This is a genomic window from Nocardioides sp. LMS-CY (genome assembly GCF_018732145.1).
Taxonomy (GTDB): Bacteria; Actinomycetota; Actinomycetes; order Propionibacteriales; family Nocardioidaceae; genus Nocardioides; species Nocardioides soli.
Window position 1 is genome coordinate 2,429,557 of the sequence record NZ_CP076104.1, and the last position, 24,560, is coordinate 2,454,116.

Annotated in this window: 25 protein-coding genes and 3 pseudogenes; 16 read left to right on the plus strand and 12 right to left on the minus strand. The window is 72.5% G+C overall.

Annotated elements, in window-relative coordinates:
* From KM427_RS25910 to KM427_RS25920, 3 pseudogenes are all read right to left on the minus strand, one after another.
* A pseudogene (locus tag KM427_RS25910) lies at positions 1-2,118 on the minus strand (DNA gyrase/topoisomerase IV subunit A); the annotation flags it as partial.
* A gap of 414 nt (positions 2,119-2,532) precedes the next feature.
* Positions 2,533-3,099 (minus strand): annotated as a pseudogene (locus KM427_RS25915) (LAGLIDADG family homing endonuclease); the annotation flags it as partial.
* An 87-nt stretch (positions 3,100-3,186) separates the two neighbouring features.
* Positions 3,187-3,753, minus strand: a pseudogene (locus KM427_RS25920) (DNA gyrase subunit A); the annotation flags it as partial.
* A gap of 78 nt (positions 3,754-3,831) precedes the next feature.
* On the opposite strand from KM427_RS25920, the gene KM427_RS11770 reads away from it, so the two are divergent.
* The 4 genes from KM427_RS11770 to KM427_RS11785 are packed head-to-tail and all read left to right on the plus strand — an operon-like array spanning position 3,832 to position 8,941.
* Positions 3,832-6,519 carry a bifunctional acetate--CoA ligase family protein/GNAT family N-acetyltransferase gene (locus tag KM427_RS11770; RefSeq protein WP_183594842.1) on the plus strand — a complete coding sequence of 896 codons (2,688 nt, stop codon included), beginning with the start codon at positions 3,832-3,834 and terminating at the stop codon, positions 6,517-6,519.
* 41 nt (positions 6,520-6,560) lie between these two features.
* Positions 6,561-7,184 carry a sulfotransferase family 2 domain-containing protein gene (locus KM427_RS11775; RefSeq protein ID WP_215527297.1) on the plus strand — a complete coding sequence of 208 codons (624 nt, stop codon included), beginning with the start codon at positions 6,561-6,563 and terminating at the stop codon, positions 7,182-7,184.
* Between the two features lie 42 nt (positions 7,185-7,226).
* A complete protein-coding gene (locus tag KM427_RS11780) occupies positions 7,227-7,814 on the plus strand; it encodes a DUF5998 family protein (RefSeq protein ID WP_183594844.1) in 588 nt (195 codons plus the stop codon).
* An 8-nt stretch (positions 7,815-7,822) separates the two neighbouring features.
* Positions 7,823-8,941, plus strand: a complete 1,119-nt coding sequence (locus tag KM427_RS11785) for an alkaline phosphatase family protein (protein ID WP_215527298.1) — start codon at positions 7,823-7,825, stop codon at positions 8,939-8,941.
* Here KM427_RS11785 and KM427_RS11790 read toward each other — a convergent pair.
* Complete coding sequence (locus KM427_RS11790) at positions 8,934-9,131, minus strand: hypothetical protein (protein WP_183594846.1); 198 nt, start codon at positions 9,129-9,131, stop codon at positions 8,934-8,936. The two genes, KM427_RS11785 and KM427_RS11790, sit on opposite strands and share 8 nt — an antisense overlap.
* A gap of 257 nt (positions 9,132-9,388) precedes the next feature.
* Between KM427_RS11790 and cspE the strand changes: the two genes are divergently transcribed.
* Together cspE and KM427_RS11800 are read left to right on the plus strand one after the other, a co-directional pair.
* Positions 9,389-9,592: a transcription antiterminator/RNA stability regulator CspE gene (gene cspE / locus KM427_RS11795; protein ID WP_183594847.1), complete on the plus strand. Its 204-nt coding sequence runs from the start codon at positions 9,389-9,391 to the stop codon at positions 9,590-9,592.
* Between the two features lie 183 nt (positions 9,593-9,775).
* On the plus strand, positions 9,776-10,042 hold the full coding sequence (locus KM427_RS11800) for a hypothetical protein (protein ID WP_183594848.1): 267 nt from the start codon (positions 9,776-9,778) through the stop codon (positions 10,040-10,042).
* 343 nt (positions 10,043-10,385) lie between these two features.
* On the opposite strand, the gene KM427_RS11805 is transcribed toward KM427_RS11800, so the two are convergent.
* Together KM427_RS11805 and KM427_RS11810 are read right to left on the minus strand one after the other, a co-directional pair.
* The gene (locus KM427_RS11805; RefSeq protein WP_183594849.1) at positions 10,386-11,039 is read right to left on the minus strand and encodes a thymidine kinase; all 654 of its coding nucleotides are present in this window, start codon (positions 11,037-11,039) and stop codon (positions 10,386-10,388) included.
* Positions 11,040-11,077: 38 nt separating this feature from the next.
* Positions 11,078-11,479 (minus strand): VOC family protein, encoded by a 402-nt coding sequence (locus KM427_RS11810; RefSeq protein WP_215527299.1) that lies wholly within the window; start codon positions 11,477-11,479, stop codon positions 11,078-11,080.
* Between the two features lie 66 nt (positions 11,480-11,545).
* On the opposite strand from KM427_RS11810, the gene KM427_RS11815 reads away from it, so the two are divergent.
* Entirely contained in the window at positions 11,546-12,349 is an 804-nt protein-coding gene (locus tag KM427_RS11815; RefSeq protein WP_215527300.1) for a sulfurtransferase, read from the plus strand.
* 6 nt (positions 12,350-12,355) lie between these two features.
* Here KM427_RS11815 and sepH read toward each other — a convergent pair whose 3' ends face one another.
* Positions 12,356-13,336 carry a septation protein SepH gene (gene sepH, locus KM427_RS11820; protein WP_215527301.1) on the minus strand — a complete coding sequence of 327 codons (981 nt, stop codon included), beginning with the start codon at positions 13,334-13,336 and terminating at the stop codon, positions 12,356-12,358.
* Positions 13,337-13,617: 281 nt separating this feature from the next.
* On the opposite strand from sepH, the gene KM427_RS11825 reads away from it, so the two are divergent.
* On the plus strand, positions 13,618-14,580 hold the full coding sequence (locus tag KM427_RS11825) for an ATP-binding cassette domain-containing protein (protein ID WP_246391480.1): 963 nt from the start codon (positions 13,618-13,620) through the stop codon (positions 14,578-14,580).
* A 67-nt stretch (positions 14,581-14,647) separates the two neighbouring features.
* Complete coding sequence (locus tag KM427_RS11830) at positions 14,648-15,493, plus strand: ABC transporter permease (RefSeq protein ID WP_183594853.1); 846 nt, start codon at positions 14,648-14,650, stop codon at positions 15,491-15,493.
* 66 nt (positions 15,494-15,559) lie between these two features.
* On the opposite strand, the gene KM427_RS11835 is transcribed toward KM427_RS11830, so the two are convergent.
* Complete coding sequence (locus KM427_RS11835) at positions 15,560-16,873, minus strand: D-arabinono-1,4-lactone oxidase (protein ID WP_215527302.1); 1,314 nt, start codon at positions 16,871-16,873, stop codon at positions 15,560-15,562.
* Positions 16,866-18,074 (minus strand): MFS transporter, encoded by a 1,209-nt coding sequence (locus tag KM427_RS11840; protein ID WP_215527303.1) that lies wholly within the window; start codon positions 18,072-18,074, stop codon positions 16,866-16,868. The genes KM427_RS11835 and KM427_RS11840 overlap by 8 nt, the downstream gene beginning before the upstream one ends.
* A 70-nt stretch (positions 18,075-18,144) precedes the next feature.
* Between KM427_RS11840 and KM427_RS11845 the strand changes: the two genes are divergently transcribed.
* The 3 genes from KM427_RS11845 to KM427_RS11855 all read left to right on the plus strand — a co-directional run bounded on the left by KM427_RS11845 (position 18,145) and on the right by KM427_RS11855 (position 20,503).
* The gene (locus tag KM427_RS11845) at positions 18,145-19,236 is read left to right on the plus strand and encodes a ferrochelatase (RefSeq protein ID WP_215527304.1); all 1,092 of its coding nucleotides are present in this window, start codon (positions 18,145-18,147) and stop codon (positions 19,234-19,236) included.
* Positions 19,233-20,054, plus strand: coding sequence for an inositol monophosphatase family protein (locus KM427_RS11850; RefSeq protein WP_183594856.1), 822 nt, complete (start codon positions 19,233-19,235; stop codon positions 20,052-20,054). Before KM427_RS11845 ends, KM427_RS11850 begins: the two co-directional genes overlap by 4 nt.
* A 158-nt stretch (positions 20,055-20,212) precedes the next feature.
* Positions 20,213-20,503: a DUF4193 domain-containing protein gene (locus tag KM427_RS11855; protein ID WP_183594857.1), complete on the plus strand. Its 291-nt coding sequence runs from the start codon at positions 20,213-20,215 to the stop codon at positions 20,501-20,503.
* Positions 20,504-20,684: 181 nt separating this feature from the next.
* Here KM427_RS11855 and KM427_RS11860 read toward each other — a convergent pair whose 3' ends face one another.
* Positions 20,685-20,981 (minus strand): DUF4235 domain-containing protein, encoded by a 297-nt coding sequence (locus KM427_RS11860; RefSeq protein WP_183594858.1) that lies wholly within the window; start codon positions 20,979-20,981, stop codon positions 20,685-20,687.
* Positions 20,982-21,004: 23 nt separating this feature from the next.
* The gene (locus KM427_RS11865; protein WP_183594859.1) at positions 21,005-21,472 is read right to left on the minus strand and encodes a DUF3093 domain-containing protein; all 468 of its coding nucleotides are present in this window, start codon (positions 21,470-21,472) and stop codon (positions 21,005-21,007) included.
* Between the two features lie 55 nt (positions 21,473-21,527).
* On the opposite strand from KM427_RS11865, the gene dut reads away from it, so the two are divergent.
* The 4 genes from dut to KM427_RS11885 are packed head-to-tail and all read left to right on the plus strand — an operon-like array spanning position 21,528 to position 23,768.
* Positions 21,528-21,998, plus strand: a complete 471-nt coding sequence (gene dut / locus KM427_RS11870) for a dUTP diphosphatase (RefSeq protein ID WP_183595069.1) — start codon at positions 21,528-21,530, stop codon at positions 21,996-21,998.
* A gap of 6 nt (positions 21,999-22,004) precedes the next feature.
* Entirely contained in the window at positions 22,005-22,676 is a 672-nt protein-coding gene (locus tag KM427_RS11875) for a DUF3710 domain-containing protein (RefSeq protein ID WP_183594860.1), read from the plus strand.
* A gap of 4 nt (positions 22,677-22,680) precedes the next feature.
* Positions 22,681-23,043, plus strand: a complete 363-nt coding sequence (locus tag KM427_RS11880; protein ID WP_183594861.1) for an OB-fold nucleic acid binding domain-containing protein — start codon at positions 22,681-22,683, stop codon at positions 23,041-23,043.
* Positions 23,040-23,768, plus strand: coding sequence for a DUF3159 domain-containing protein (locus tag KM427_RS11885; RefSeq protein ID WP_252275303.1), 729 nt, complete (start codon positions 23,040-23,042; stop codon positions 23,766-23,768). Before KM427_RS11880 ends, KM427_RS11885 begins: the two co-directional genes overlap by 4 nt.
* Positions 23,769-23,883: 115 nt before the next feature.
* Here KM427_RS11885 and KM427_RS11890 read toward each other — a convergent pair whose 3' ends face one another.
* Complete coding sequence (locus tag KM427_RS11890) at positions 23,884-24,555, minus strand: potassium channel family protein (RefSeq protein ID WP_183594862.1); 672 nt, start codon at positions 24,553-24,555, stop codon at positions 23,884-23,886.
* Positions 24,556-24,560: the final 5 nt, after the last annotated feature.

The following is a 24,560-nucleotide window of genomic DNA, read 5'->3' on the forward strand; positions in this document are numbered from 1 at the left end:
TCAGCCTTCCACACCGCTCTCGACCCGGACGCGGGTCGCGACCGGCCCGGCGCACGCGGCGATCGGCTGGCTGCCGGGCGTGCCCGACCCGTCGCGCTTGCCGGTGGCCGCGGGCAGGTCGACGGGGGCGCCGCTGGCCGCGGCCGCGCGCGCCGGCGCGGTGCCGGCCCAGGCGAAGACCAGGGCGTCCTCGCCCTTGAGGAACCGGTGGCAGCGGACGCCGCCGGTGGCCCGGCCCTTGGGCGGGTACTCCGCGAACGGCGCCACCTTGAGCGCGCCGGGCTCGGTGCCGGGCAGGGCGGTGGAGGAGCCGGAGGCGGTGACGACGACCGAGCCCTCGGGGGCGTCCGGGTCGACGACGCCGAACCACACCACCCGCTGGTCGGCCGCCAGCCGGATGCCGGCGATGCCGCCACCGGAGCGGCCCTGCGGCCGGACCCCGTCGGCGCCGAAGTGCAGCAGCTGGGCGTCGGAACTGATGAAGCAGAGGGTCTCGGCGCCCGTGGCCAGCTCGACCGCGCCGACGACCTCGTCGCCCTCGGCGAGCCGGATCACCTCCCAGTCGTCGCGGCCCAGCACCTCGGGGTTGACCCGCTTGACCGTGCCGTCGCGGGTGCCGAGCGCGAGGCCCGGGCCGTCGGTGCGGAGCGTGCAGAGGCCGAGCAGCCGCTCCCCGGGCTCGAGGGGCAGGATCTCGGTGACCGGCAGACCGCCCGCGAGGTGCGGGTCGTTGGCGGTGTCGGGCAGCTGCGGCAGCTCGAGGACGCCGACCTTCACCAACCGGCCGGCGCTGGTCAGGCCGCCGATCTCGCCGCGGGCGGTCGCGCGGACCACCGAGACGACGACGTCGTGGTTGGCGCGACCGCCGCCCTGGCCGGGCGGCTCGGCGTTCGCCGTGCGGGCGAGCAGCCCGGTGGAGGAGAGGTAGACGAAGCACGGGTCATCGGCCACCTCGAGGGGTACGGCGGCCGCGCTGACCGCCGTACCAGCGGACTCGAGCAGCACCGTGCGTCGCGGCGTGCCGAAGGTCTTCGCGACCTCGGCGAGCTCGTCGGAGACGACCTTCCAGCGCAGCTTCTCGTCCTCGATGATCGCATCGAGCTCCTCGATCGTGCGGCGCAGCTCGTCCTGCTCCTTCTCCAGCTCGATGCGGGAGAACTTCGTGAGCCGGCGCAGCGGCATGTCGAGGATGTAGTCGGCCTGGATCTCGCTCAGCTCGAAGACCGAGATCAGCCGCTCCTTCGCCGCGGCCGCGTTGTCGCTGGAGCGGATCAGCTGGATCACCTCGTCGATGTCGAGGATCGCGATCAGCAGGCCCTCGACCAAGTGCAGGCGGTCGGCGGCCTTGCCGCGGCGGAAGACCGAGCGGCGCCGGACGACCTCGAAGCGGTGGTCGAGGAAGACCCGCAGCAGCTCCTTGAGCGAGAGCGTGCGCGGCTGGCCGTCGACGAGGGCGACCGCGTTGATGCCGAAGGAGTCCTCCATCGGGGTCTGCTTGTAGAGCTGCTCGAGCAGCGCCTCGGGCACGAAGCCGTTCTTGACCTCGATCACCAGCCGCAGCCCGTGGTCGCGGTCGGTGAGGTCCTTGATGTCGGAGATGCCCTGGAGCTTCTTGGACTGGACCAGCGTCTTGATGCGCTCCATGACCTTCTCGGTGCCGACGCCGTAGGGCAGCTCGGTCACCACGATGCCCTTGCGGCGGTTGGTGACCGACTCGACCCGGGCGGTCGCGCGCATCCGGAACGTGCCGCGGCCGGTCTCGTAGGCGTCGCGAATGCCGTCGAGCCCGATGATCTTGCCGCCGGTCGGCAGGTCGGGGCCGGGGATGAACCGCATCAGGTCGTCGACGTCGGCCCGGGGGTGGGTGATCAGGTGCCGCAGCGCTTGCACGACCTCGACGAGGTTGTGGGGGGCGCAGTTGGTCGCCATGCCGACCGCGATGCCGGTCGTGCCGTTGACCACCAGGTGGGGGATGGCCGCGGGCAGCACCGCCGGCTCGAGCTCGCGGCTGTCGTAGTTGGGCTTGAAGTCGACGGTGTCCTCGTCGATCGAGGCGGTCATCGCCACGGCCGGGGGCGCCATCCGGCACTCGGTGTTGTGGTTGACGAATCCGCCGGCGAGGAACGAGTGGTCCTCGCTGTCGACCCTGAGTGAGTAGACCGTCTCCGCCGGCTGGTCCTCGACCGAGGCGACCTCGACGAAGCGATAGCCCGAGTCCATGATCGAGGCGACGACGGCGAAGGTCTCCGGGTCCTTGAACTTCGTGGCGATGAGGCTGCGGTCGGCCTGCCAGCGCTCGATGCGGTCGAAGTTGTTCTTCGTGAACCAGTCCTTGCCCGTCCCTCTGCCGGGGGGGAAGGTGGACATGACGTAGTCCGCGACGTACGGCGCGTAGTCACGCGACAGCCGGTGCCGGTTCGGCGGGGCGTCAGCGAGCAGGTTCTCGAGCTTGCGTCGCTTGTCGGTCAGGAAGCCGACCCGCTCGGCGAAGGCGTGCATGTTGTGCAGGCCGGAGATGACGATCCGATACTCGCCGCGCGTGTAGACGCTGAGATTGCTGTGGATCCCGAACTCCAGCAACAGCTCCTGGACCCCGGAGGCGAGCTCTTCGCTGTAGGTCGAGTACTGGACGGTGATCGAGTTGTTGGCGACGGCGTGCACTCCGCCGTCGCCCTCGAAGAGCGACATCAGGAAGGCACGCTTCACGCCCGGTCCACCGGTCCAGATGACGTCGGGGATCGTCTTGTCGGCCGCCTTCTGACCGATGAAGTGCGCCAGCGGGCTGCTCTCGAAGGCCGCGAGGTTCTGGACGTCCAGCTCGTAGATCTGCTTGCCCGAGCGGCGCAGCTGCCGGTCGTACACGTAGCGCGGCCCACCGACGAGCGCGTCGTACGCCTCTCGCACGTAGTGGAAGTACTCGAGGTCGGTGTTGTTGAACCCGGCCCGCCCGTCGCTGGCGAACCCCTCGGAGGCCCACCCCCCGAGGAGCGTGCCCAGTTGCATCTCGTAGGCCATGGGGAGGGCGGTGCTCCAGGCGTTGCGGGCCAGGCACACGACGGTGCCCGGCGTGATCTCGTCGAGGCGGAGCCACTGGAACATAGGGACGCCCGCCACGGGGATCAGGCAGAGCACCGGGTGGTTGTGGCTGCCTCGGATCGAGTGGCCGCTCTTGGCGGTGAGCTTCTTGACCGGGTGCCTGCCCGAGTTGAAAACCTTGCTGACCCGGACCGCCTTCCCGTCCTTGTCGAGGACCTCGTAGTCGGCGTCCAGCTCGGAGTTCTCGGGAATGTCGGCGAGGTGGTCGATGCGCACGGAGCGGCCGTCAGCCATGCGCACCCGAGTCTCTCCGGTCAGGCAGTACCGCATCGCAGCCGGAGAGTCGTCGGGAGAGCCGAAGTTCCCGTGGCCGTCGACGGTCGGCAGCCGCATCGCCCAGGGCTGGGCCATCCGCACCAGCGCGTCGTAGATCGCGCCGTCGCCGTGCGGGTGCAGCCGGCCCATGACCTCGCCGACGACGCGCGCGCTCTTGACGTGGCCGCGGTCGGGACGCAGGCCCATGTCGTTCATCGTGTAGAGGATCCGGCGCTGCACCGGCTTCAGCCCGTCACGGGCATCGGGCAGCGCGCGGGAGTAGATGACGGAGTAGGCGTACTCGAGGAACGACGACTCCATCTCCTGCTTGATGTCGGTGTCGAGGATGTGCTCCTCGAAGTCGTCGGGAGGGAGGTCCTGCTTCGTCGTACGCCGCGCCATGGCCACGATTCTTCCAAGGCCCACCGACGGAAGCGGCAGGGGCACGCCGTTGTGTGGCCGACCGGTAGATTTCACCGCGTGACCAGCACCGACGCACCGACGCACTGGGAGGCCGACGTCCTGCTGCGCGACGGTCGGACGGCCCACATCCGCCCGATCCGGCCCGAGGACCGCGAGGTCTTCGTCGAGTTCTACGCGCGGGTGTCGGACCAGTCGAAGTACTACCGGTTCTTCTCGCCGATGCCGCGGCTCTCCGACCGCGACATCGACCGGTTCACCCACGTCGACAACGTCGACCGGGTGGCGTTCGTGCTGACCCTCCAGGGGCTGATCATCGCGGTCGGCCGCTACGACGTGATCAAGCCGGGGGAGGCCGAGGTCGCCTTCCTGGTGGAGGACCGGCACCAGGGTCGCGGCATCGGCCAGCTGCTGCTCGAGCACCTCGCCCAGGCCGGCCGCGAGCGCGGCGTGGAGCGGTTCGTCGCCGAGGTGCTGCCCGACAACACCCGGATGATCCAGACCTTCCGCGACGCGGGCTACCAGGTGGCGAGCGAGTACGACGAGGGCGTGCTCCAGCTCGAGTTCTCGATCGACCCGACCGACACCGCGATCGGGCTGATGTCCGAGCGCGAGCACCGCGCCGAGTCGGCGTCCATCGAGAAGTTCTTCAACCCGCGCTCGGTCGCGGTGATCGGCGCCAGCCGCCGCCAGGAGACCATCGGCCAGGCGCTGGTGCGCAACCTGGTGACCGGCGACTTCACCGGCCGGGTGTACGCCGTGAACCCCACCTCCCACGCCGTCTCGGGCCTCCCGACGTACAAGTCCGTCGCCGACATCCCCGACGACGTCGACGTCGCGGTCGTGGCGGTGCCGGCCGAGTCGGTGCAGGACGTCGTGCTCGACTGCGCGGCGAAGGGGGTTCACGGCCTGGTCGTCGTGTCGGCGGGCTTCGCCGAGACCGGCGAGGAGGGCCGGGTGCGGCAGCGCAAGCTCGTCGGGCTGTCCCGCTCCTACGGCCTGCGCCTGATCGGGCCCAACTGCCTGGGCATCATCAACACCGACGGCAAGGTCTCGCTGAACGCGTCGCTCTCGCCGCTGATGCCGCCCCGCGGCCGCGCCGGCTTCTTCTGCCAGTCCGGCGCGCTCGGCACGGCCATCCTCGAGAAGGTCTACAACCGGGGCCTCGGACTCTCCACCTTCGTCAGCGCCGGCAACCGTGCCGACGTCTCGGGCAACGACCTGCTCCAGTACTGGGAGGAGGACGACTCCACCGAGGTCGTGCTGCTCTACCTGGAGTCGATCGGAAACCCGCGCAAGTTCTCCCGCATCGCCCGTCGGGTCTCGCTGCGCAAGCCGATCATCGCGGTCCGCTCCGGGCGGACCACCCAGGGCGTGCCGATGGGCCACGCCGTACGCCGGATCGCCGCCCCGCCCGCGGCCGTCGACGCGATGTTCCGCCAGGCGGGCGTGATCCAGGTGGACACGCTCGACGAGATGTTCGACGTCGCCCAGCTGCTCGCCCACCAGCCGCTGCCCCGCGGCCGCCGAGTGGCGATCGTCGGCAACTCCGACGCGCTCGGCCTGCTCGCCGCCGACGCCGCCGCGGCGGTCGGGCTCGTGGTCAACAAGTCGACGGCGCTGGGCACCGACGCGGGCGCGGAGGACTTCGAGGACGCCCTCGACCTGGCCATCGACGACCCCGAGATCGACTCGGTGATCGCGGTCTACGTGCCCCCGATCAACGTCTCCGGCGAAGAGGTCGCCAACGTGCTGGCCGCGGTCGGCGAGCAGTCCGACAAGCCGCTGGTCTCCTCGTTCCTCGGCGCCGAGGGCGTGCCCGAGCTGCTGCGGGTGCCCGACGTGGCCGGCTCGACGGCCGGCCGCGGCTCGGTGCCGTCGTACCCCGGCGTGGAGGCCGCCGTGCGCGCGCTCGCCCACGTCGTCGAGTACGCCGTGTGGCTGCGCGCGCCCGACGGCACCCCGGCGGACCCCGAGAAGGTCGACGAGGCCGCCGCGAAGCGCCTGGTCACCCGGATCCTGGCGGAGCACCCCGACGGCACCGAGCTCGACCTCGAGACGCTCACCGAGCTGCTCGCCGCCTACGACATCGAGCTGTGGCAGACCCGGTCCGTCGGCTCTCGGGACGACGCGATCCGGGCCGGCAAGGCGCTCGGCTGGGACGTCGTGCTCAAGGCGACCGCCGAGCACCTGCGCGAGCGACCCGACCAGGCCCACGTGTGGCGCAACATCGACGACGCCGACGAGATGGTCGACGCCTGGGACACGCTGGGCAGCGTGATCTCGGAGCCGGAGCGCGCGGGCTTCGTGGTGCAGAAGAACTCGCGGCCCGGCGTGCCGGTGGCGATCCGCAGCATCGAGGACCCACTCTTCGGGCCGGTCGTGTCGTTCGGGATCGCCGGTCCGCTGACCGAGCTGCTCGCCGATCGCTCCTACCGGATCCCGCCGCTCGGGGCCCGCGACGCGGCCTCGATGGTCCGCGAGATCAAGTCGTCGCCGATGCTGTTCGGCTACCGGGGGAGCGAGGTCGTCGACGTCGCCGAGGTGGAGCGGCTGATCCAGCGGGTGGCCCAGCTCCAGAACGACCTGCCGCAGGTCCGCTCGCTCGAGCTCTCCTTGGTGCTGGCCGGAGCCGAGGGGGCGACGGTGCTGACCGCGGCGGCGCGCGTGGAGCCCGTGGTCGACCCGCGCTCCGACTGGTTCGTCCGGCGTCTCTCCCAGCCGGCCGGTGACACCCTGCCGTCCTGATCCACCCACCGGCGGTCCGATCCCACATTAGGATCCCGGCCGTGGTCATCTCCGACGCTCACCGGTTCCTCTTCGTGCACGTGCAGAAGACGGGCGGCTCGACGATCGATCACCGGCTGGGGGAGGTGCTCCCGGACGCGCGCGCCGTCGACGGGCTCAAGCGGCACGCCACGCTGGGCGGCATCCTGCGGGCCGAGCCCGGGCTGCGGTCCTACTGGACCGTCGGGTTCGTGCGCAACCCCTTCGCCCGCCTGGTCTCCTGGTACCGCATGGTCGACCGGTTCCGGGAGCGTGCCGAGCGGGAGCCCGACTGGGCGGACCGGTTCGGCCGGAAGAGCCCGTTCATCCGCTCCGTCGCGCGCGACTACGCCGACCTCGAGACCTTCGTGCTGACGGGCTCCGAGGAGCGGGTCCAGCTGCGCACGCCGCAGCTGCGCTACCTCAGCACGCGGACCAGACGGGCCGACCTGATCGGCCGGCAGGAGACCCTGGAGGCCGACGTCCGCGCGATGTTCGCCCGGCTGGACCTGCCGTGGCAGGGCCTCGAGAGCAAGAACGTCGACCAGGACCGTCCCGACTACCGCGAGCTGTTCACCGACCAGATGCGGCGGCGCGTCGAGGAGGTCTTCGCACCCGACCTCGCCGCCTTCGACTACTCGTTCTGAGGCCTCGCGGTGGCCCGATTCCCCGCGTGACACACTGCAGGCATGCGCAGCACCAGGACCGAGGGTCGCGACCGTGACGTCGAGCTCAGGGACGCGATCCACCGCACCGGCTACTACCCGGACGTCGTCGTCGACGCCGTGGACGCGGCGGTCGCCGGCGAGGACATCGTCTCCTACTTCGTCCACCACGAGCCGACCTTCGACCGCGACGAGGTGCGCCGGCACCTCTCCGTCGTGGTGCTGACGCCCAGCCGGCTGATCCTGGTGCACACCGACGAGCACGAGGGCGACGACCTGCTGCCCGAGCCCTACACCTCGACGTCCACCGAGGCCATCCGGCTGACGTCGGTCCGCTCGGTCGTGGTGACCCGGATGGTCGCCAACCCGACCGCCGGCCCGCGTCCGCCGGCCGAGGCCGTCGTGACGATCGGCTGGGGCGGGGTCAGCCGCGTCGACCTCGAGCCGGCCGGGTGCAGCGACCCGCAGTGCGACGCCGACCACGGCTACACCGGCGTGCTGGCCTCCGACGACTTCTCGCTGCGGGTCTCCGCGGCCGCCGACGGCTCGGACGCCGTGGTCGGCCTCCTCGCCTTCGCGGAGTCGCTCTCCGCGCGCACCCACACCCGCTAGCCACCGTCGTGGGGGAGTTCCTCGAACCGGCTTACGGCGAGCGCTCGCTCGGCGACGTGGTGCCCGCCGTCGCCGAGGCCCTCGGCCTGCCCGCCCCCGACGCACCGACCGGGCTGGTGCTGCCCGGGGCCGCGGCGTACGTCGTCTTCCTCGTCGACGGCCTCGGGGCGCGCCTGCTGGAGCGCTATGCGCACGCGGCGCCGTTCCTCGCCGGGCTGCTGGCCGGCAGCACCCCGGCCACCGCGGGCGTGCCCTCGACCACCGCGACCAGCCTGACCTCGCTCGGCACCGGCCTGACCCCCGGCGCGCACGGCCTGGTCGGCTTCACCTCCCGCGTGCCGGGCACCGACCGGCTGCTCAACGCGCTCTTCTGGGACAAGGACGTCGACCCGGTCGAGTGGCAGCCGCACGACACGGCGTTCGCCCGGCTGCGCGCCCGGGGCGCCACGGTGACCGTCGTCAACAAGCGCGAGTTCCGCGGCACCGGGCTCACCGTCGCGGCCCACCGGGGCGCCGAGTACGTCGGCGCCGACCGGGTCGGCGAGCGGATCGCGGCCGCGGTCGCCGCCTCGGCCGAGCCCATCTCGCTGACCTACCTCTATGACGGCGACCTGGACTGGACCGGGCACCGGTACGGCGTCGCCTCCAGCCCCTGGCTCCAGCAGCTCTCGATGGTCGACGCGGAGGCCGAGCAGCTGCGCGAGGCGCTCCCGTCCGACGTACGGCTCCTGGTCGTCGCCGACCACGGGATGATCGACTCCCCGGGCGGGAGCCGGATCGACGTCGACGACCGCACCGAGCTGCGCGACGGCGTCGCCCTGCTCGGCGGGGAGGCGCGCTTCCGGCACCTCTACTGCCACCGCGGCGCCGTCGACGACGTCGTCGCGACCTGGCGGGAGGTCCTGGCTGGCCGGGCGACCGTGCTCACCCGCGCCGACGCCGTCGGACGCGGCTGGTTCGGCCCGGTGCTGCCGGGCGTGCTGCCGCGGCTGGGCGACGTCGTGGTCGCCTGCCACGGCGACACCGCGATCCTGTCGACCGCCGACTTCCCGTACGAGGCCACGCTCGTCGGGCTGCACGGGTCGCTGACCCCCGACGAGATGCTGATCCCGGTGCTGCTCAGCTGACGTCGCGGTCGCCGACGTGCTCACGCACGTCGGCGGAGCCGCTGGTCAGCCGCTCCATCTCGGTCCCGCCGTCGCAGGTCAGCAGCGCCACGGCGATCTCGTCGTCGGTGCGGTGCAGCACGCGCCAGGCGCCGCCGGCGTTCTCCCACCGCAGCAGCCGGGCCAGATCGTCGGAGCCGACATCCGACACGTCGTACCTCCTCGGGGTTCCGGGTCTCCTTCCCAGTGTGGCGCAGACGCCGGCACGACGCAGATGCCCACGCGGAGCGAGCGCGGTGATAGCGTGACGCCGTTGGAAGGGAGCACGGGCTCCCGGCCGCCCGCACACGGCGGCGCATCTTTCGTCGTTCTTGGTCTTCGGTACAGCTGGACATCAGGCACCCGCTGGATGTCTCCGGCTGGCAGCGGGCACGGCGTCCGCGCCGTTGATTTATCGAAGGACAGCACATGGCTCAGGGAACCGTGAAGTGGTTCAACGCGGAGAAGGGCTTCGGCTTCATCTCCCAGGACGATGGCGGTGCGGACGTGTTCGTGCACTTCTCCGCCATCCAGACGCAGGGCTACAAGAGCCTGGACGAGAACCAGAAGGTCGAGTTCGACGTCACCCAGGGCCCGAAGGGCCCGCAGGCGGAGAACGTCCGCGCGCTCTGAGGCCCACCGCCTCGACAGTTCGGTGCCCCGGCCGCATGCGGCCGGGGCACCGCTGCGTTTCGGGACGGTTCGACGTGGCGCGGCGTCGCGGCCAGGTGTGGCTGAGCGCCGGGGCGTAGGGTCGGCGGTGTCCCTGGCGTTTCCCGCACCCCGCGCCCGCCGATGGGCACGGTCGGAGGCCGCATGTCGCAGGTACGTCGCCCGGACCAGTCGGACGGGTCGGACCGACAGGGCGTCGATCGATGGATGCGCGAGGTCAACCACGCGCGGGAGCGGCTCCAGCGCAGCCGCCAGGCCCGCGGCACGCGCGCCGAGGAGCAGCAGCTCCGCGCCGAGCTGATCGCCGCCCTCGAGGAGTACGCCGGCGCGCTCGCCGCCAGCGGGCTGCCGCTGCCCTACCGGCTCCGTGACGAGCTCGCCCTCTACCGGCGCCTCGGCGACCGCAGCTGAGGTCGTTCCGCGCCGAGCTGTGGCCGGGTGGTGGTTTCGAGGCTCCTCGCTGGCGCTCGTCGCACCTCAACCACCGTTGTCGGGGCCTCGGTGGTTGAGGAAGGCGTGCTAGCGCCTGTCTCGAAACCGCCGTGTGGGGAAGTGGTGGTCTCAGGGCGGTTCATGCTGGCGCTCGTCGCACCTCAACCACCGTTGTCGGGGCCTCGGTGGTTGAGGAAGGCGTGCTAGCGCCTGTCTCGAAACCGCCGTGTGGGGAAGTGGTGGTTTCGAGGCTCCTCGCTGGCGCTCGTCGCACCTCAACCACCGTTGTCGAAACCACCCTCCCGAGGGTCGCGCGCCCTCGTCAGCCGAAGGGGAGCGGCTCGGGGGCGAGCGAGACCGCCTTCGCGCGGGCGGCGGTGAGCCGGCGCCGGTGGTGCTGGCGGCAGAGCACCTCGTAGGCGACGTCGGCGGGTGGCTCGTCGGCCTTGTCGACGTCGCCGACGACGATCACCTCGCCCTCGACGACCATGACGCCGTTCTCGGTGCGGGCGTTGTGCGTGGCGCGCTTGCCGCACCAGCACAGCGCCTCGACCTGGAGCACGTTCATCCGGTCGGCGAGCTCGACCAGCCGGGCGCTGCCCTCGAAGAGGTGGGTGCGGAAGTCGGTGAGGATGCCGAACGCGAACACGTCGATCTGCAGCTCGTCGACGATCTTGGCGAGCTGGTCGACCTGGTCGCGGGTGTAGAACTGCGCCTCGTCGCAGATCAGGTAGTCGACCCGGCCGCCCTGGGTGAGGGTGGTGACGACGTAGCGCCAGAAGTCGAAGTCCTCCGGGACCTCCATCGCGTCGTGGGCCAGGCCGAGTCGGCTCGAGACTGTGGCCTCGCCCGCACGATCGTGGGTGGTGAACAGCTTCCCGACCCGGCCGCGGGCGGCGTGGTTGTGGTTGGTCTGGAGCGCGAGCGTGCTCTTGCCGGAGTCCATGGTGCCGGTGAAGAAGTGCAGTTCAGCCACGGGGCGCAATCCTTTCACGACCCGACGCCGGCGAGCACTCAGGCCGGCGGCGCGGCGGCCTCCCAGAGGTGTCCGTCCGGGTCCGCCACCACGCAGCTGTAGATGCCCCAGGGTCGCTCCGTCGGTCCGGTGACCACCTCGCCCCCGGCGGCCGCGGCCCGGGCGGCGAACGCGTCGACCTCGGCGCGGCCGGCCAGGGCCACGCCGACCAGGCACTCCGTCGTACCTCGCTCGGCGGTCGGCCGCCCCGCGGTGACCCAGCCGAAGCCGCCGGTCGGGATGTACATGACCTCCGTGCCGGCGTTGAGCGCCACCCGCAGCGGTTCCGGTACGCCGTCCTCGGCGAGGTCGCCGGGGGTGTCGTGCCCGAGGGCACGGTGGAAGTCGTACGCCGCCCGGCGGTCGGCGGTGGGCAGCGCGAGGGTGACGATGGTGTCCATGTCCGTCCTGACCGGGAGCGCGGGCCGGACTCATCGGTCCGGGGCGGGCGTTGGCAGGATGGTGGCATGACCTCGCCGCTGATCTCCGTCACCGAGCTCCACGAGAGGCTGCCCGACGTGACCGTGCTCGACGTCCGCTACCGGCTGGGCGGGCCCGGTGGCCGGGCCGAGTACGAGAAGGGGCACCTGCCCGGCGCGGCGTACGTCGACCTCGACGCCGACCTGGCCGCGCCTCCTGGCGACGGCGGTCGGCACCCGCTGCCGGCGACCGAGGACTTCGAGGCCGCGATGCGCCGGGCCGGCGTGCGCGACGACCGGCCCGTGGTCGTGTACGACGACTGGTCCGGCCTGGCCGCGGGGCGCGCGTGGTGGCTGCTGCGCTACCACGGCCACCGCGACGTCCGGGTGCTCGACGGCGCCTGGCCGGCCTGGGTCGCGGCCGGCGGTGCGGTGCACACCGGTGGACTGCTGCCGGGCCGCGGCGACTTCACCGCCCGCCCCGGGCAGCTGCCGGTCGTCGAGGCGGACGACGTGCTCGGCGTACCGGTGCTGGTCGACGCGCGGGCGCCGGAGCGCTACTGCGGCGAGACCGAGCCCGTCGACCCGGTCGCCGGGCACATCCCGGGCGCCGTCAACGTGCCGACCACGACCAACCTGCGGGCCGACGGCCGCTTCCGCGACGCGGCGGAGCTCCGGGCGCTGTACGCCGCGGCCGGGGTCTCGGGCGCGACGCCGGTGGCCGTCTACTGTGGCTCGGGCGTGACCGCCGTGCACGACATCATCGCGCTGGAGGTGGCCGGCATTCCGGCGGCGCTCTACCCGGGCAGTTGGTCGGACTGGATCACCGACCCGGACCGACCGGTGGCGTGAGCGGCGTCAGCCGCGGTCCGAGCCGCCGAACATGATCTCGTCCCAGCTGGGGACCGACGCGCGACCCCGGTTCTTCTTGACCGGACGACGGGTCGGCGCCTCGGGCTCGGGCTCCGGCTGGGTGTCGGGCTCGGCGGCGGCCGCCTCGGCCGCCTCCTCCCGCAGCTCGGCGTCCTCGCGGGCGACGTCGGGGTCGGTGGGCGCCGCGTCGTCGAGGAACGCCTCGACCGGCTGCTCGGCGACCAGGTCGAGGGCGTCGTCGCCCAACTCGTCGCCCAGCTCGTCGCCCAGCTCGTCGCCCAGCTCGTCGCCCAGCGGCAGCTGGTCCTCGGCGGCCGCGCTCAGCCGGCGCTCGCGCGCGACCTGAAGATCGTCGGGCCGGGCCGGCGCGGCCGGGGTGATGGCCTCCCCGACCAGCCAGCGGGCGTCCTCGTCGTCGAGGGTGACGTAGTTGCCGGGCGGGTCGAAGGTGAACGACGCGCTGCCGGACCGCTCGCCGGTGGCGTAGCCACCGGTCATCGTCCAGCGGCCGTCCTCGCGCCGCCAGGCGTCCCACGCCACGGACTCCGGGTCGACGTTGAGCGCCCGCAGGCGGGTCGCGACGGCCTCGCCGAGGGTGCGGGCTCCGGCCGGGGCGGCGCCGTCGCTGCGGCGTACGGACGACCGCTGCGCGCGCTGCGCGACGTGCTCGCGCTCGGCGAGCACCGGGGCCGCGAACGCCATGATCTTCTCCACCGACGTCTGAGCCGCCTGGGCGACCTCCTCCGGCGTCTCGCCGGCCCGGATCCGGGCCTGGATGTCTCGAGGCCGGAGCATGCTCTCCATCGTCTTCTCCATTCCTCGGGCCGGGGGTGCGGGCGGGGTGGCCGGCCGCACCACCGCGCGGAGCCGGTCGTCGACCGTCAGCAGGTGCTCGGTGCCCTCCTCGTCGACCAGGCACAGCAGGGTGCCGTCCTCGCTCGTGCCGGTGAACCGGAGGTAGGACATGGCAGGTCGTGCTCCGGTCCCTGGGTCCGGCCCGGGGTCGGGCTCACGCGTCTGGTGCTGAAGGGGTGCAGTCATCGGTGCGCCGAGCCTACGCCAGGGGGACACGCGAGTCGGGGACCCGACCGGCGTGCCTCCTCGTCACTCCCGTCACACGGGTACCGCGTCGGGCGGTCGGCCGGTCCGGACCGGAACCGATGAGTCCGGCGACCCGGGCCGGTCGGACCTCCCATGGACAACAACTCGAATGCGCACTGTCGGTGGCGGCTGCCAGCATGATGCGCATGGACCTCGCGATCGAGACCCACGACCTGGTGAAGGTCTTCGGAGAGCAACGTGCCGTCGACGGCGTCGACCTGGCGATCCCGACGGGCGGCGTCTACGGCGTGCTCGGGCCCAACGGCGCCGGCAAGACGACCACGATCAAGATGCTCGCGACGCTGCTGAAGCCCGACGGGGGCACGGCCACCGTGCTCGGCCACGACGTCGCCCGCGAGCCGGCCGCCGTGCGGTCACGGGTCGCGATGACCGGCCAGTTCGCCTCACTCGACGAGGACCTCACCGGCCTCGAGAACCTCGTGCTCCTCGGTCGGCTCTACGGCTACTCCCGCGTCGCCGCCCGGGGCCGGGCGACCGAGCTGCTCGCCGCGTTCGGGCTCGCCGACGCGGCGAAGAAGCAGGTCAAGGCCTACTCGGGCGGCATGCGCCGGCGCATCGACATCGCCGGCTCGATCGTGGTCCGCCCCGACCTGATGTTCCTCGACGAGCCGACCACCGGCCTCGACCCGCGCAGCCGCAACCAGGTCTGGGAGATCGTCCGCGGCCTGGTCGGCTCCGGCACCACCGTGCTGCTGACCACGCAGTACCTCGAGGAGGCCGACCAACTGGCCGACCGGATCGCCGTCATCGACCACGGTCGGGTGATCGCCGAGGGCACCAGCGGCGAGCTCAAGGCGTCCGTGGGCTCCGGCGCCGTGCACGTGCGGGTCGCCGACCCGGCCGAGCGCGAGCAGGTCGCGGGGCTGCTGGCCGAGACGCTCGCGGCCGAGCCGGTGCTCGAGTCCGACCGGGCGGCGATCAGCCTGCGGGTCGACCAGCCCGAGCGGGTCGCCGGCGCGCTGCAGCGGGTCGCCGAGCACGGGTTCCGGATCACCGAGTACAGCCTGGGCCAGCCGAGCCTCGACGAGGTGTTCCTCGCCCTGACCGGCCGCCCCACCGACGACACCGACGAGGAGGAGGCGGCATGAACACCCCACGAAACTGCGGGCTTCCCCCGCTCCGCTCCTCCAGCCGACACTTCCGCGGGGGCCCCGCATGAGCATCCAGACGACCCGTTCGGAGGACGCGCCCGCCCTCGACGCCAGCGTGATCGCCGCGCTCGGCAGCGGCGAGCGGCCCCGGCCCGCCCATGCCCTCAGCTCCTCGCTCACGTTCGGCTGGCGGGCCCTGCTGAAGATCAAGCACGTCCCCGAGCAGCTCTTCGACGTGACGATGTTCCCGATCCTGTTCACGCTGATGTTCACCTACGTGTTCGGCGGCGCGATCTCCGGCTCGACGGGGGAGTACCTCCAGTACGCCCTGCCCGGCATCCTCACCCAGACCGTCGTGTTCATCACGATGTACACCGGCCTGACCATCAACACCGACATCGAGAAGGGCGTCTTCGACCGGTTCCGGTCGCTGCCGGTCTGGCGGGCCTCGCTGCTCGTCGGTGCCCTTCTGGGCGACACGCTGCGCTACCTGCTCGCCTCGGTCATGGTGCTGACCGTCGGCATCATCATCGGCTACCGGCCCCCGGGCGGGGTGCTCGGCGTCGTGCTCGCCGTACTGGTGCTGCTGGTGTTCTGCTTCTCGCTGAGCTGGCTCTGGCTGATCGTCGGCCTCAAGGCCCGCACGCCGAACGCCGTCATGGGCGTCTCGATGATGGTGCTGTTCCCGCTGACCTTCGTCAGCTCCGTGTTCGCGCCGCCGGAGACGATGCCCGACTGGCTCGAGGCGTTCGTCGACGTCAACCCCGTCACGCTGCTCTGCGAGGCGGCCCGCGGCCTCATGGACGACGTGCCCGACGGCGGCGACATCACCCTCGTGCTGATCCTGTCGGCCGCGGTGACGGCGGTGTTCGCGCCGATCGCGCTGCGGCTCTACAACACGAAGAGCTGAGCCGGCCCCGCGGACGTCATACGGGCAGTGTGTCCCCTTGCTCGCAACGTATGACGTCCGCCGGGCTCAGTCGCCCAGCACCCGGCGCAGGTAGGCGTTCGCGAAGACCCGGTCGGGGTCGAGGCGGTCGCGGAGCGCGAGGAACTCCTCGAACCGCGGGTACGCCGGGGCGAGGTCGGCCGCCGTGCGGGTGTGCACCTTGCCCCAGTGCGGCCGACCGTCGTGGGCGCGCAGGATCGGCTCGAGCAGCGCGAAGTACTTCAGGTGGTCGGCGTCGCGATGGGTGTGGAACGCGAGGTACATCGAGTCGCGCCCGGTCGCGGTCGACAGCGGGACGTCGTCGGCCGGCGCGACCCGGATCTCCACGGGGAAGGTGATGCTCAGGTCGGAGGCCTCGATCGCGGCCCGGACCTCGCGGAGCGCCGCGAGACCGGCCTCCCGCGGCACGGCGTACTCCATCTCGCGGAAGACGACCGTGCGCGGGGTCACGAAGACCCGGTGCGCGACGTCGCTGTAGGTGCGGGCCGACAGCAGCCGGCTCGAGACCTGGTTGAACGGCCGGATCGTGCGGGGGAAACGGTTGGTCAGGCGGTTGGCCGCGCCGAAGACGGTGTTGGACAGGAACTCGTCGTCCCACCAGCCGCGCAGCCGCGACAGCGGGGCGGCCTCCGCGAGCGACAGGTCGACCCGGTCGTTGGTCTTGGTCATCAGGCGGTCGGTGTGCGGGAACCAGTAGGTGTCGACGTGGTGGTGGTCGGCCACCCGCTGGTCGAACCCGTCGAGCGCCTCGTCCCAGCCCATCGGCGTCTCGTGGGCCTCCAGCACGAACGCCGGCTCCACGCGGAAGGTGATGGTGGTCAGCACGCCGAGCGCGCCCAGTCCGAGCCGGGCGAACTCGAGCACGTCGGGGTTCTCCTCGGCGGTCGCACGGACCACCTCGCCGGTGCCGGTGACCAGCTCGAGGCCCGCGATCTGCGCCGAGAGCGAGGCCCAGACGCCGCCGGTGCCGTGGGTGCCGGTCGAGGTCGCGCCGGCCAGCGTCTGCTCGGCGATGTCGCCCATGTTGTGCAGGCTGAGCCCGAGCACCTCCAGGCCGGCGTTGAGCTCCTTGAGCGGGGTGCCGGCGAGCGCGGTCGCGGTCATCGCCTCGCGGTCGACCGAGACGATGCCCGACATCGCGCCGGGTCGCAGCATGGTGTGCTCGGGCGCGGAGATGGCGGTGAAGCTGTGGCCGGTGCCGACCATCTTCAGGGTCGAGCCCTCCGCTCGGGCCCGCTCGACCGCGGCCACCACGGCCGCGGTGTCGGTGGGCTCCTCGACGCGGGTCGGGCGCGCCGACTCCAGGCCGGACCAGTTCCGCCAGTCGCTGCGCTCAGTCACGGCGCGATCGTAGACCGCGGAGCGAGCCCTCGGGTCGCGGCAGCGTCTGGGCCGCGATGGCGGCGACCAGGCCGGCCACGACCGAGACGAGGTACGCCGCGGAGGCGCCCTGGTGGTCGACGACCAGGCCGCTGAGGGTGGCGCCCGGCGCGACCCCGGCGACCAGTCCGGTCTGCATGATCGCCATCCCCTCGGTGAGCCGGCCGGCCGGCACCACGGACTCGGTCAGCGACATGGTCGCGATCATCGTCGGCGCGATCGCGAAGCCGGCGACGAAGAGCACGGCGCCCATCACCGGGAGCGAGCCCACGAAGTAGAGGGGCGTCATCGCGCAGGCCATCGCGAACGAGCCCCACCGGACCCGGGCCGACGGACCGCGGCGCCAGTGGATCGCACCGGTGATCACGCCCGCGGAGAGGCTGCCGGCGGCCCAGAGCGCGAGGAGCGCGCCGGAGACCGCCTTGTGGCCCTTCTCCTCGGCGAAGGCCACCGTCGTCACCTCGGCGGCGCCGAAGAGCACGCCGAGCGCCGCGCAGACGACCGCCAGGGGGATGACCGCGCGCCACGGCATCGACGGGCGCGGCCCGGCGCCGTCGTCGCGCGGCTGGGCCGGCGGCGCGGTCGAGGTCTGGGCGCTGAAGGTCAGCGTGCCCGCGACGCAGGCCACCACGGCGATCACCAGGCCGGCCACCGGGTGCCAGCTCGTGGCCAGCACGGCCACCAGGATCGGCCCGAGGATGAACACGGCCTCGTCGAGCACCGCCTCGAGCGCGAACGCCGTCTGCACGTCGGACGGCTGGTCGAGCACGTGCGACCACCGGGCGCGGACCGCGGAGCCGACCTGCGGCAGGAAGGCGCCGCCGATCGCCGCGAAGACGTACGTCGTGACGATCGGCCACCCGGCCTGCACCGAGGTGACGAGCAGGGAGATCGACACCCCGAAGCTGATGCTGGCGACGGCCAGCACCCGCCCCTGGCCGAGCCGGTCCAGCAGCCGGCCCTGGAGGATCGCGAAGCCCGCGTTGGAGACCATGTACGCCGCCGAGACCGCGCCGGCCACGCCGTACCTGCCGGTCGCCGCCGAGACGAGCAGCACGATGCCGAGGCCGACCATCGAGATCGGGAGCCTCGCGATCAGCGCCGTCGACGACATCTTCAGGGCGCCGGGCGCGCTGAGGATCCGGCGATAGGAGGTGAACATCAGCCGTGACGCTATCGGTGGCCGACGACCCCGGACGAATCGATATCCGTCCATTCCTAGGATTGACGGCATGAGCCCCGATCCGAGCCCGTACGACGCCGTGCTGCTGGTCTCGTTCGGAGGCCCCGAGAAGCCCGAGGACGTGGTGCCCTTCCTGGAGAACGTGACCCGCGGCCGGGGCATCCCGCGCGAGCGGCTCGAGGAGGTCGGGCAGCACTACTACGCCTTCGGCGGGCGGTCGCCGATCAACGACCAGAACCGCGCCTTCCTCGCCGCGCTGCGCGAGGACCTCGCCGGGGCCGGGATCGACCTGCCCGTCTACTGGGGCAACCGAAACTGGGACCCCTACCTGACCGACACGGTGCGGCAGATGGCGGCCGACGGGGTGACCCGCGCGGCCTGCTTCGTGACCAGTGCGTACTCGTCGTACTCCTCGTGCCGGCAGTACCGCGAGAACCTCTACGACGCGGTCGCCGAGGTGCCGGGCGCGCCGGTGCTCGACAAGCTGCGCCTCTACTTCAACCACCCCGGCTTCGTGGAGCCGGCCGTCGACGCGACGCTGGCGGCGCTCGCCGACCTCCCCGACGACGTACGGGAGGGGGCGCACCTCGCGTTCGTGACCCACTCGATCCCGGACGCGATGAACGACGGCAGCGGACCGGAGTCCGGGGCGTACGTCGAGCAGCACCGCAGCGTGATGACCGAGGTCGTCGAGCGGGTCCGGCAGGAGACCGGGCGGCGGCATCCGCACGCGCTCGTCTACTGCTCGCGGTCGGGGGCGCCCCACGTCCCGTGGCTGGAGCCGGACGTCAACGACCACCTCGCGCAGCTGCACGCCGACGGGGCGCCCGCGGTGGTGATGGTGCCGATCGGGTTCGTCTCCGACCACATGGAGGTCGTCTACGACCTCGACACCGAGGCGCTGGCGACCGCGGAGAAGCTCGGCCTTCCGGCCACGCGCGCGGCGACCGCGGGCCTCGACCCCCGGCTGGTCGCGGCGGTCCGCGACCTGCTGCTCGAGCGGGCGGCCGTCGAGCGCGGCGAGGATGTCGCCCGGGCCAGCGTCGGCGGCTACCCGGCGTGCTGGGACCGCTGTCCGGTCGGCTGCTGCCCCAACCCGCGCGCCCCCGAGCGGCCCGCGCTGGCGGGCGCCGACACGTGAGCGCCGCCTCCAGTCGCGATCTCGCCGCCCTCGCGCTGGCCCTGGCCCGCGAGGCCGCCGAGCTGGTTCGCGAGCGGGCGCGCGGCCAGGTCACGGTCGCCGCGGTGAAGTCGAGCGACATCGACGTGGTCACCGAGGCCGACCGGGCCAGCGAGGCGCTGATCCGCGCCCGGCTGCGGGAGGCCCGGCCCGACGACGCCTTCCTCGGCGAGGAGGGCGCCGACCTCGCGGGCAGCAGCGGGGTGCGGTGGATCGTGGACCCGATCGACGGCACGGTGAACTTCCTCTACGGCATCCCGCAGTACGCCGTCTCGATCGCGGCCGAGCGCGACGGCGAGGTCGTGGCCGGCGCGGTGATCGACGTGCAGGGGCGCACCGAGTACGTCGGGCACGCCGCCGACGACGGCCACCCCGCCACGGCGACCCGCGACGGGGCGCCGATCGCGGTGCGCGGCCCGGCACCGATGGCCGAGCGGCTGGTGGCCACCGGCTTCTCCTACGACCGCCGGGTGCGGGTGCTCCAGGCCGAGGCGGTGACCCGGCTGCTCCCGCACGTGCGCGACGTACGGCGCCTCGGGTCGTGCGCGCTCGACCTCTGCCTGGTCGCCGACGGGCGGATGGACGGCTACGTCGAGGAGGGCGTGAACCCCTGGGACCACGCCGCCGCAGGCCTGATCGCCCGCATCGCCGGCGCCCGGACCCACCTCGAGATCGGCGCCGGCGGACTCGACCTGCTGGTGTGCGCGCCCGGCCACGGCTTCGACGAGTTCCTGGCCGCCGTCCGGGCCGCAGGATTCTCACCCATTTCGGGGGAATAGCGGTTGGTCACCTGATGTTCATCTGCCGCAGCGGCATAGCGGTGTGCGCTTTGGATCGTTCATGGTGCACAATCTGGCGCCGACCCCGGTGGGCCGACGGACGAGACGAAGAACGTGCGAGGTTGTGGGCCCAGCACACCTCGGAGATGGAGTGACAGATGGCGACCGACTACGACGCACCGCGCAAGACCGAGGAAGACCAGTCCGAGGAGAGCATCGAAGAGCTCAAGGCGCGTCGTCACGACAAGAACTCCGGGAAGGTCGACGAGGACGAGGCGGAAGCCGCCGAGTCCTTCGAGCTCCCCGGCGCCGACCTCTCCCACGAGGAGCTGGCGGTCGAGGTGAAGCCCAAGCAGGAGGACGAGTTCACCTGCATGAGCTGCTTCCTGGTCCACCACCGCAGTCAGTTGGCGGACCCGAAGAAGATGATCTGCAAGGACTGCGCGTGAGCGTGTGAGCGCCGACCCGGCGCAGAGTGACCGTGGTTCAGGGTCACGCTGCGCCGGCTCGCGGGTCAATCTGCGCCGACTCGGCGTGGACGTGAGCAGGGCCGCAACCCGCGAGGGTTGCGGCCCTGCTCTGTCTGCGCTCTGTCTGCGCTGCGTCTGCGGGCGGCCTTGAGGTGGGCGCTCAGGCCCGCTGCGCGTCGCGCTGCAGGTCGGGCGGCAGGTGGCCGGTCGACCGGGCGTAGTAGGAGGCGGCGCGGCGCTGCGCGAGCATCCGGGCCAGCCCGACGGCGACGCCGCTGGCCACCGCCCAGGTGACGGCCTCCCAGATGTCGACGTCGGGATCGGCGGGGTTCTCCGGGGGCTTCTTGCCGGTCGCGAGCGTCCACGACTTGTCGAGCGTCTTCTTCGCCACGGCCGCCGCGGTCAACGCCGAGGCCAGCGAGAAGGCCGTCCAGATCTTCGATCCACCTTCAGCCATGCGCGAACAGTACCCAGCGCGGCTCAGCCGCGAACCGACTGTCCCAGCGCCGTCAGCGCCCGCGCGAGCTCCTCGGGGCGTCGGGAGGAGACCAGCCAGTACGGCGTCGGGTCGGCCGGGTCGAGGATCTCGACCCGGACCGCGCGCTTGAGGTAGGGCCGCAGCATCAGGTAGGCCCGGGCGTCGGCCTCCCGCCCGGCGGTGCGCCGCGTCTGGTCGGCGTCGAGGGCGGTCGCCGCGCCGACGTACCCCGCGGCGATGTGCGCCCGGCCGGCGCGGAAGGTCGCGCCGTCGACGCTGATCCGGGGGTTGCCGTAGGACCACAGCCCGCCGAAGAGCCCGGCGAGCGCGATCGCGGTGACCACCCAGGCCGCCGGCCCCGGGACCGCCACGACCACCGCCAGCCACAGGGTCGCGACCAGCATCGTGCCCTGGACCCACCAGCGCAGCGGGACGCCGAGGCGCTCGGTGTAGGTGGGGCTCGCGGTCACGGCAGAATCCTGTCATTGGTCCTCGCGGCACGGCCCGGTAGGGTCCCGCGACGTGATCGATAGCCCGCTCGAGGTGCTCATCCAGCGCCTCGACCCCGACCTGCCGCCGCCCGCCTACGCCCATCCCGGCGACGCCGGGGCCGACCTGGTCACCACGGTCGACGTGACGCTGGCGCCGGGGGAGCGGGCGATGGTCCCGACCGGGATCGCGCTCGCGCTGCCCGAGGGATACGTCGCGCTGGTGCACCCCCGCTCGGGCCTGGCCGCGCGGCACGGGCTCTCGATCGTCAACACGCCCGGCACCATCGACGCGGGCTACCGCGGCGAGGTCAAGGTGATGTTGATCAACCACGACCCGGTCGAGTCGATCGAGCTGCGCCGGGGCGACCGGATCGCGCAGCTGGTGGTCCAGCGGTTCGAGCGCGCGGCGTTCGTGGAAGTGGCCGCACTTCCGGAGTCGGTGCGTGGGTCCGGGGGCTACGGTTCTACCGGAGGGTTCCAGTCGAACGTGAGCGAGAGTGAGTAGGTCCGCGTGAAGTTCCGCCGCAAGTCCGCCGAGACCGAGGCGACCGTCGACCCGACAGCCGACCGGCCCTTCGACGAGGCCGCCGCTGCCGTCGTCGACGAGGCCGACGCGTCGGTGGCCGGTCCCCGGGACATCGACGACCTCGAGGACGACGACCTCGAGGACGGCGAGCGCGTCGACCTGGGGTCGCTGGTCCTGACCGCGGTCGACGGGCTGGAGATCCGCCTCCAGGTCGACGAGTCGACCGAGCAGGTGCAGTCCGTGCTGCACGCCGGGGCCGAGGGCGCCGTCGAGCTGCGCGCCTTCGCGGCCCCCCGCAACGGGGACCTCTGGGCGGAGGTCCGGCCCCGGATCGCCGCCGAGTTCGCCCAGCGCGGTGGCACGGCCAGCGAGCGCGAGGGCCGCTACGGCACCGAGCTGGACTGCCAGATCACCGTGCGCACCGAGGACGGGCGCACCGCCACCCAGCCGTCGCGGGTGGTCGGCATCAACGGCCCGCGGTGGATGCTGCGGGCCACGTTCCTGGGCCGCCCGGCCGTCGAGCCGGACGCCGAGGGCCCCTGGGACGCCGCGATCGAGGCCACCGTCGTACGCCGCGGCGCCCAGGCGATGCCCGCCGGTGCGGAGCTGCCGCTCACGCTGCCCCCGCGGGACCGCCTGATCCGCCGACAGGCCTAGTCCGATGAGCGAGAAGGGCAGGCTGCGCCGCACGATCAGCCGGTGGGCCAACACCACCGACCAGGAGGTGCGCGACCTGCGGAAGACCCACGCCGAGGGCGGCTACGAGCGCGTCGGCGAGGCCCCCGACCGGGAGCGGGTCCGGCTCCGCGGCACCCTGCAGACGGTGACGCTGCGCCCGCGCGGCGGCGTGCCCGCGCTGGAGGCCGAGCTCTCCGACGGCACCGGCACGATCACGGTCGTGTGGCTGGGCCGGCGCCGGATCTCCGGGATCGCGCCGGGTCGGTCGCTGTCGGTGCAGGGCCGGATCGGCCAGCACGACGGGCAGCGGATCCTCTTCAACCCGCGCTACGAGCTGATCCCGTGACCCCAGCCGAGCCCGTGCGGCCCGAGCCCGCGACGCCCGTCGCCGGCGTCGAGACCGTCGAGGCCCTGGTGCGGACCCAGATGTCCAAGGCGCTGGGCGGCCGTCGGGGCATGATCGAGGCGGCCGTCCCGACGATCGTGTTCACGGCACTGTGGCTGACGACGCGGGAGATGCGGCTCGCGCTCGGCGTGAGCGTCGCGGCGGCGGTGGCGCTGCTCGCGGTCCGGCTCGTGCAGCGCACGACCGTGCAGTTCGTGCTCAACGCGCTCTTCGGCATCGGCATCGGCTGGCTCTTCGTCACGATCTCGGCGCGGCAGGGCGGCAGCGAGGACGACCAGGCGCTGGCGTACTTCCTGCCCGGCATCCTCTACAACGCCGGCTACTCCGTGATCCTCGCGGCGACCTGCCTGGTCGGCTGGCCGCTGGTCGGGTTCATGGTCGGCAGCGTCACCGGCGACCCGACGGCGTGGCACCGGGACCGGCAGGTGGTGCGCCTGTGCGCCCTGTTGACCTGGCTGCTCGCCGTACCCTGCGCGCTCCGGGTGCTCGTCCAGGGGCCGATCTGGCTGGCCGGCAAGTCGGCCGCGATCGACCCCGACTCCGCGATCGCCGCCCTCGGCGTCCTGAAGATCGCGATGGGCTGGCCGCTCCAGCTGGCCGCGCTCGCCGCCATGGTCTGGGTCCTCTCCCGCAACCACACGCCTGTGCAACGCAGCGCCGCGTGAGGAACGAACGCGGCGTGTGGGCGTTGCCAGGTTGAGCAAGCCTCGCGACCGAGGGACGAGGTCGCGAACAGGCGCGTCGAAGCCCGGTGACTGTCCCGCGCCGACCTGGTCTGTCTCAGCCCCCGTGGGCGGAGGGGGCGAGGAGCCGCTCGAGGTTCTCCTCGACGTCGGCGGGTACGACGAACAGCAGCTCGTCGCCGGCCTCGACGGGCTGGTCGTCGTCGGGCACGTAGACCTGGCCGTCGCGCAGGATGGTGACCAGCGCGCAGTTCTCGGGGAAGGGGATCAGGCCGGCCGGCTTGCCGACGTACGGCGAGTCCGCGGGCAGCGTCATCTCGACCAGGTTGGCGTTGCCCTGGCGAAAGGTGAACAGCCGCACCAGGTCGCCGACCGTGACGGCCTCCTCGACCAGTGCCGACATGATGCGCGGGGTCGAGACGTTGACGTCGACGCCCCACGCCTCGGTGAACAGCCACTCGTTGTTCGGGTGGTTGACCCGGCCGACCGTCCGTGGCACCCCGAACTCGGTCTTGGCGAGCAGCGAGGTCACGAGGTTGACCTTATCGTCGCCGGTCGCGGCGATCACGACGTCGCAGCGGTCCAGCCGGGCCTCCTCGAGCGAGGACAGCTCGCAGGAGTCGGCCAGCAGCCACTCGGCATCGGGGACTCGCTCGGGCTTGATCGCCTCGGGGTTCTTGTCGATGAGCAGCACCTGGTGGCCGTTGTGCATCAGCTCGCGGGCGATCGAGCGTCCGACGGCGCCGGCACCGGCGATGGCGACTCGCATGGGGT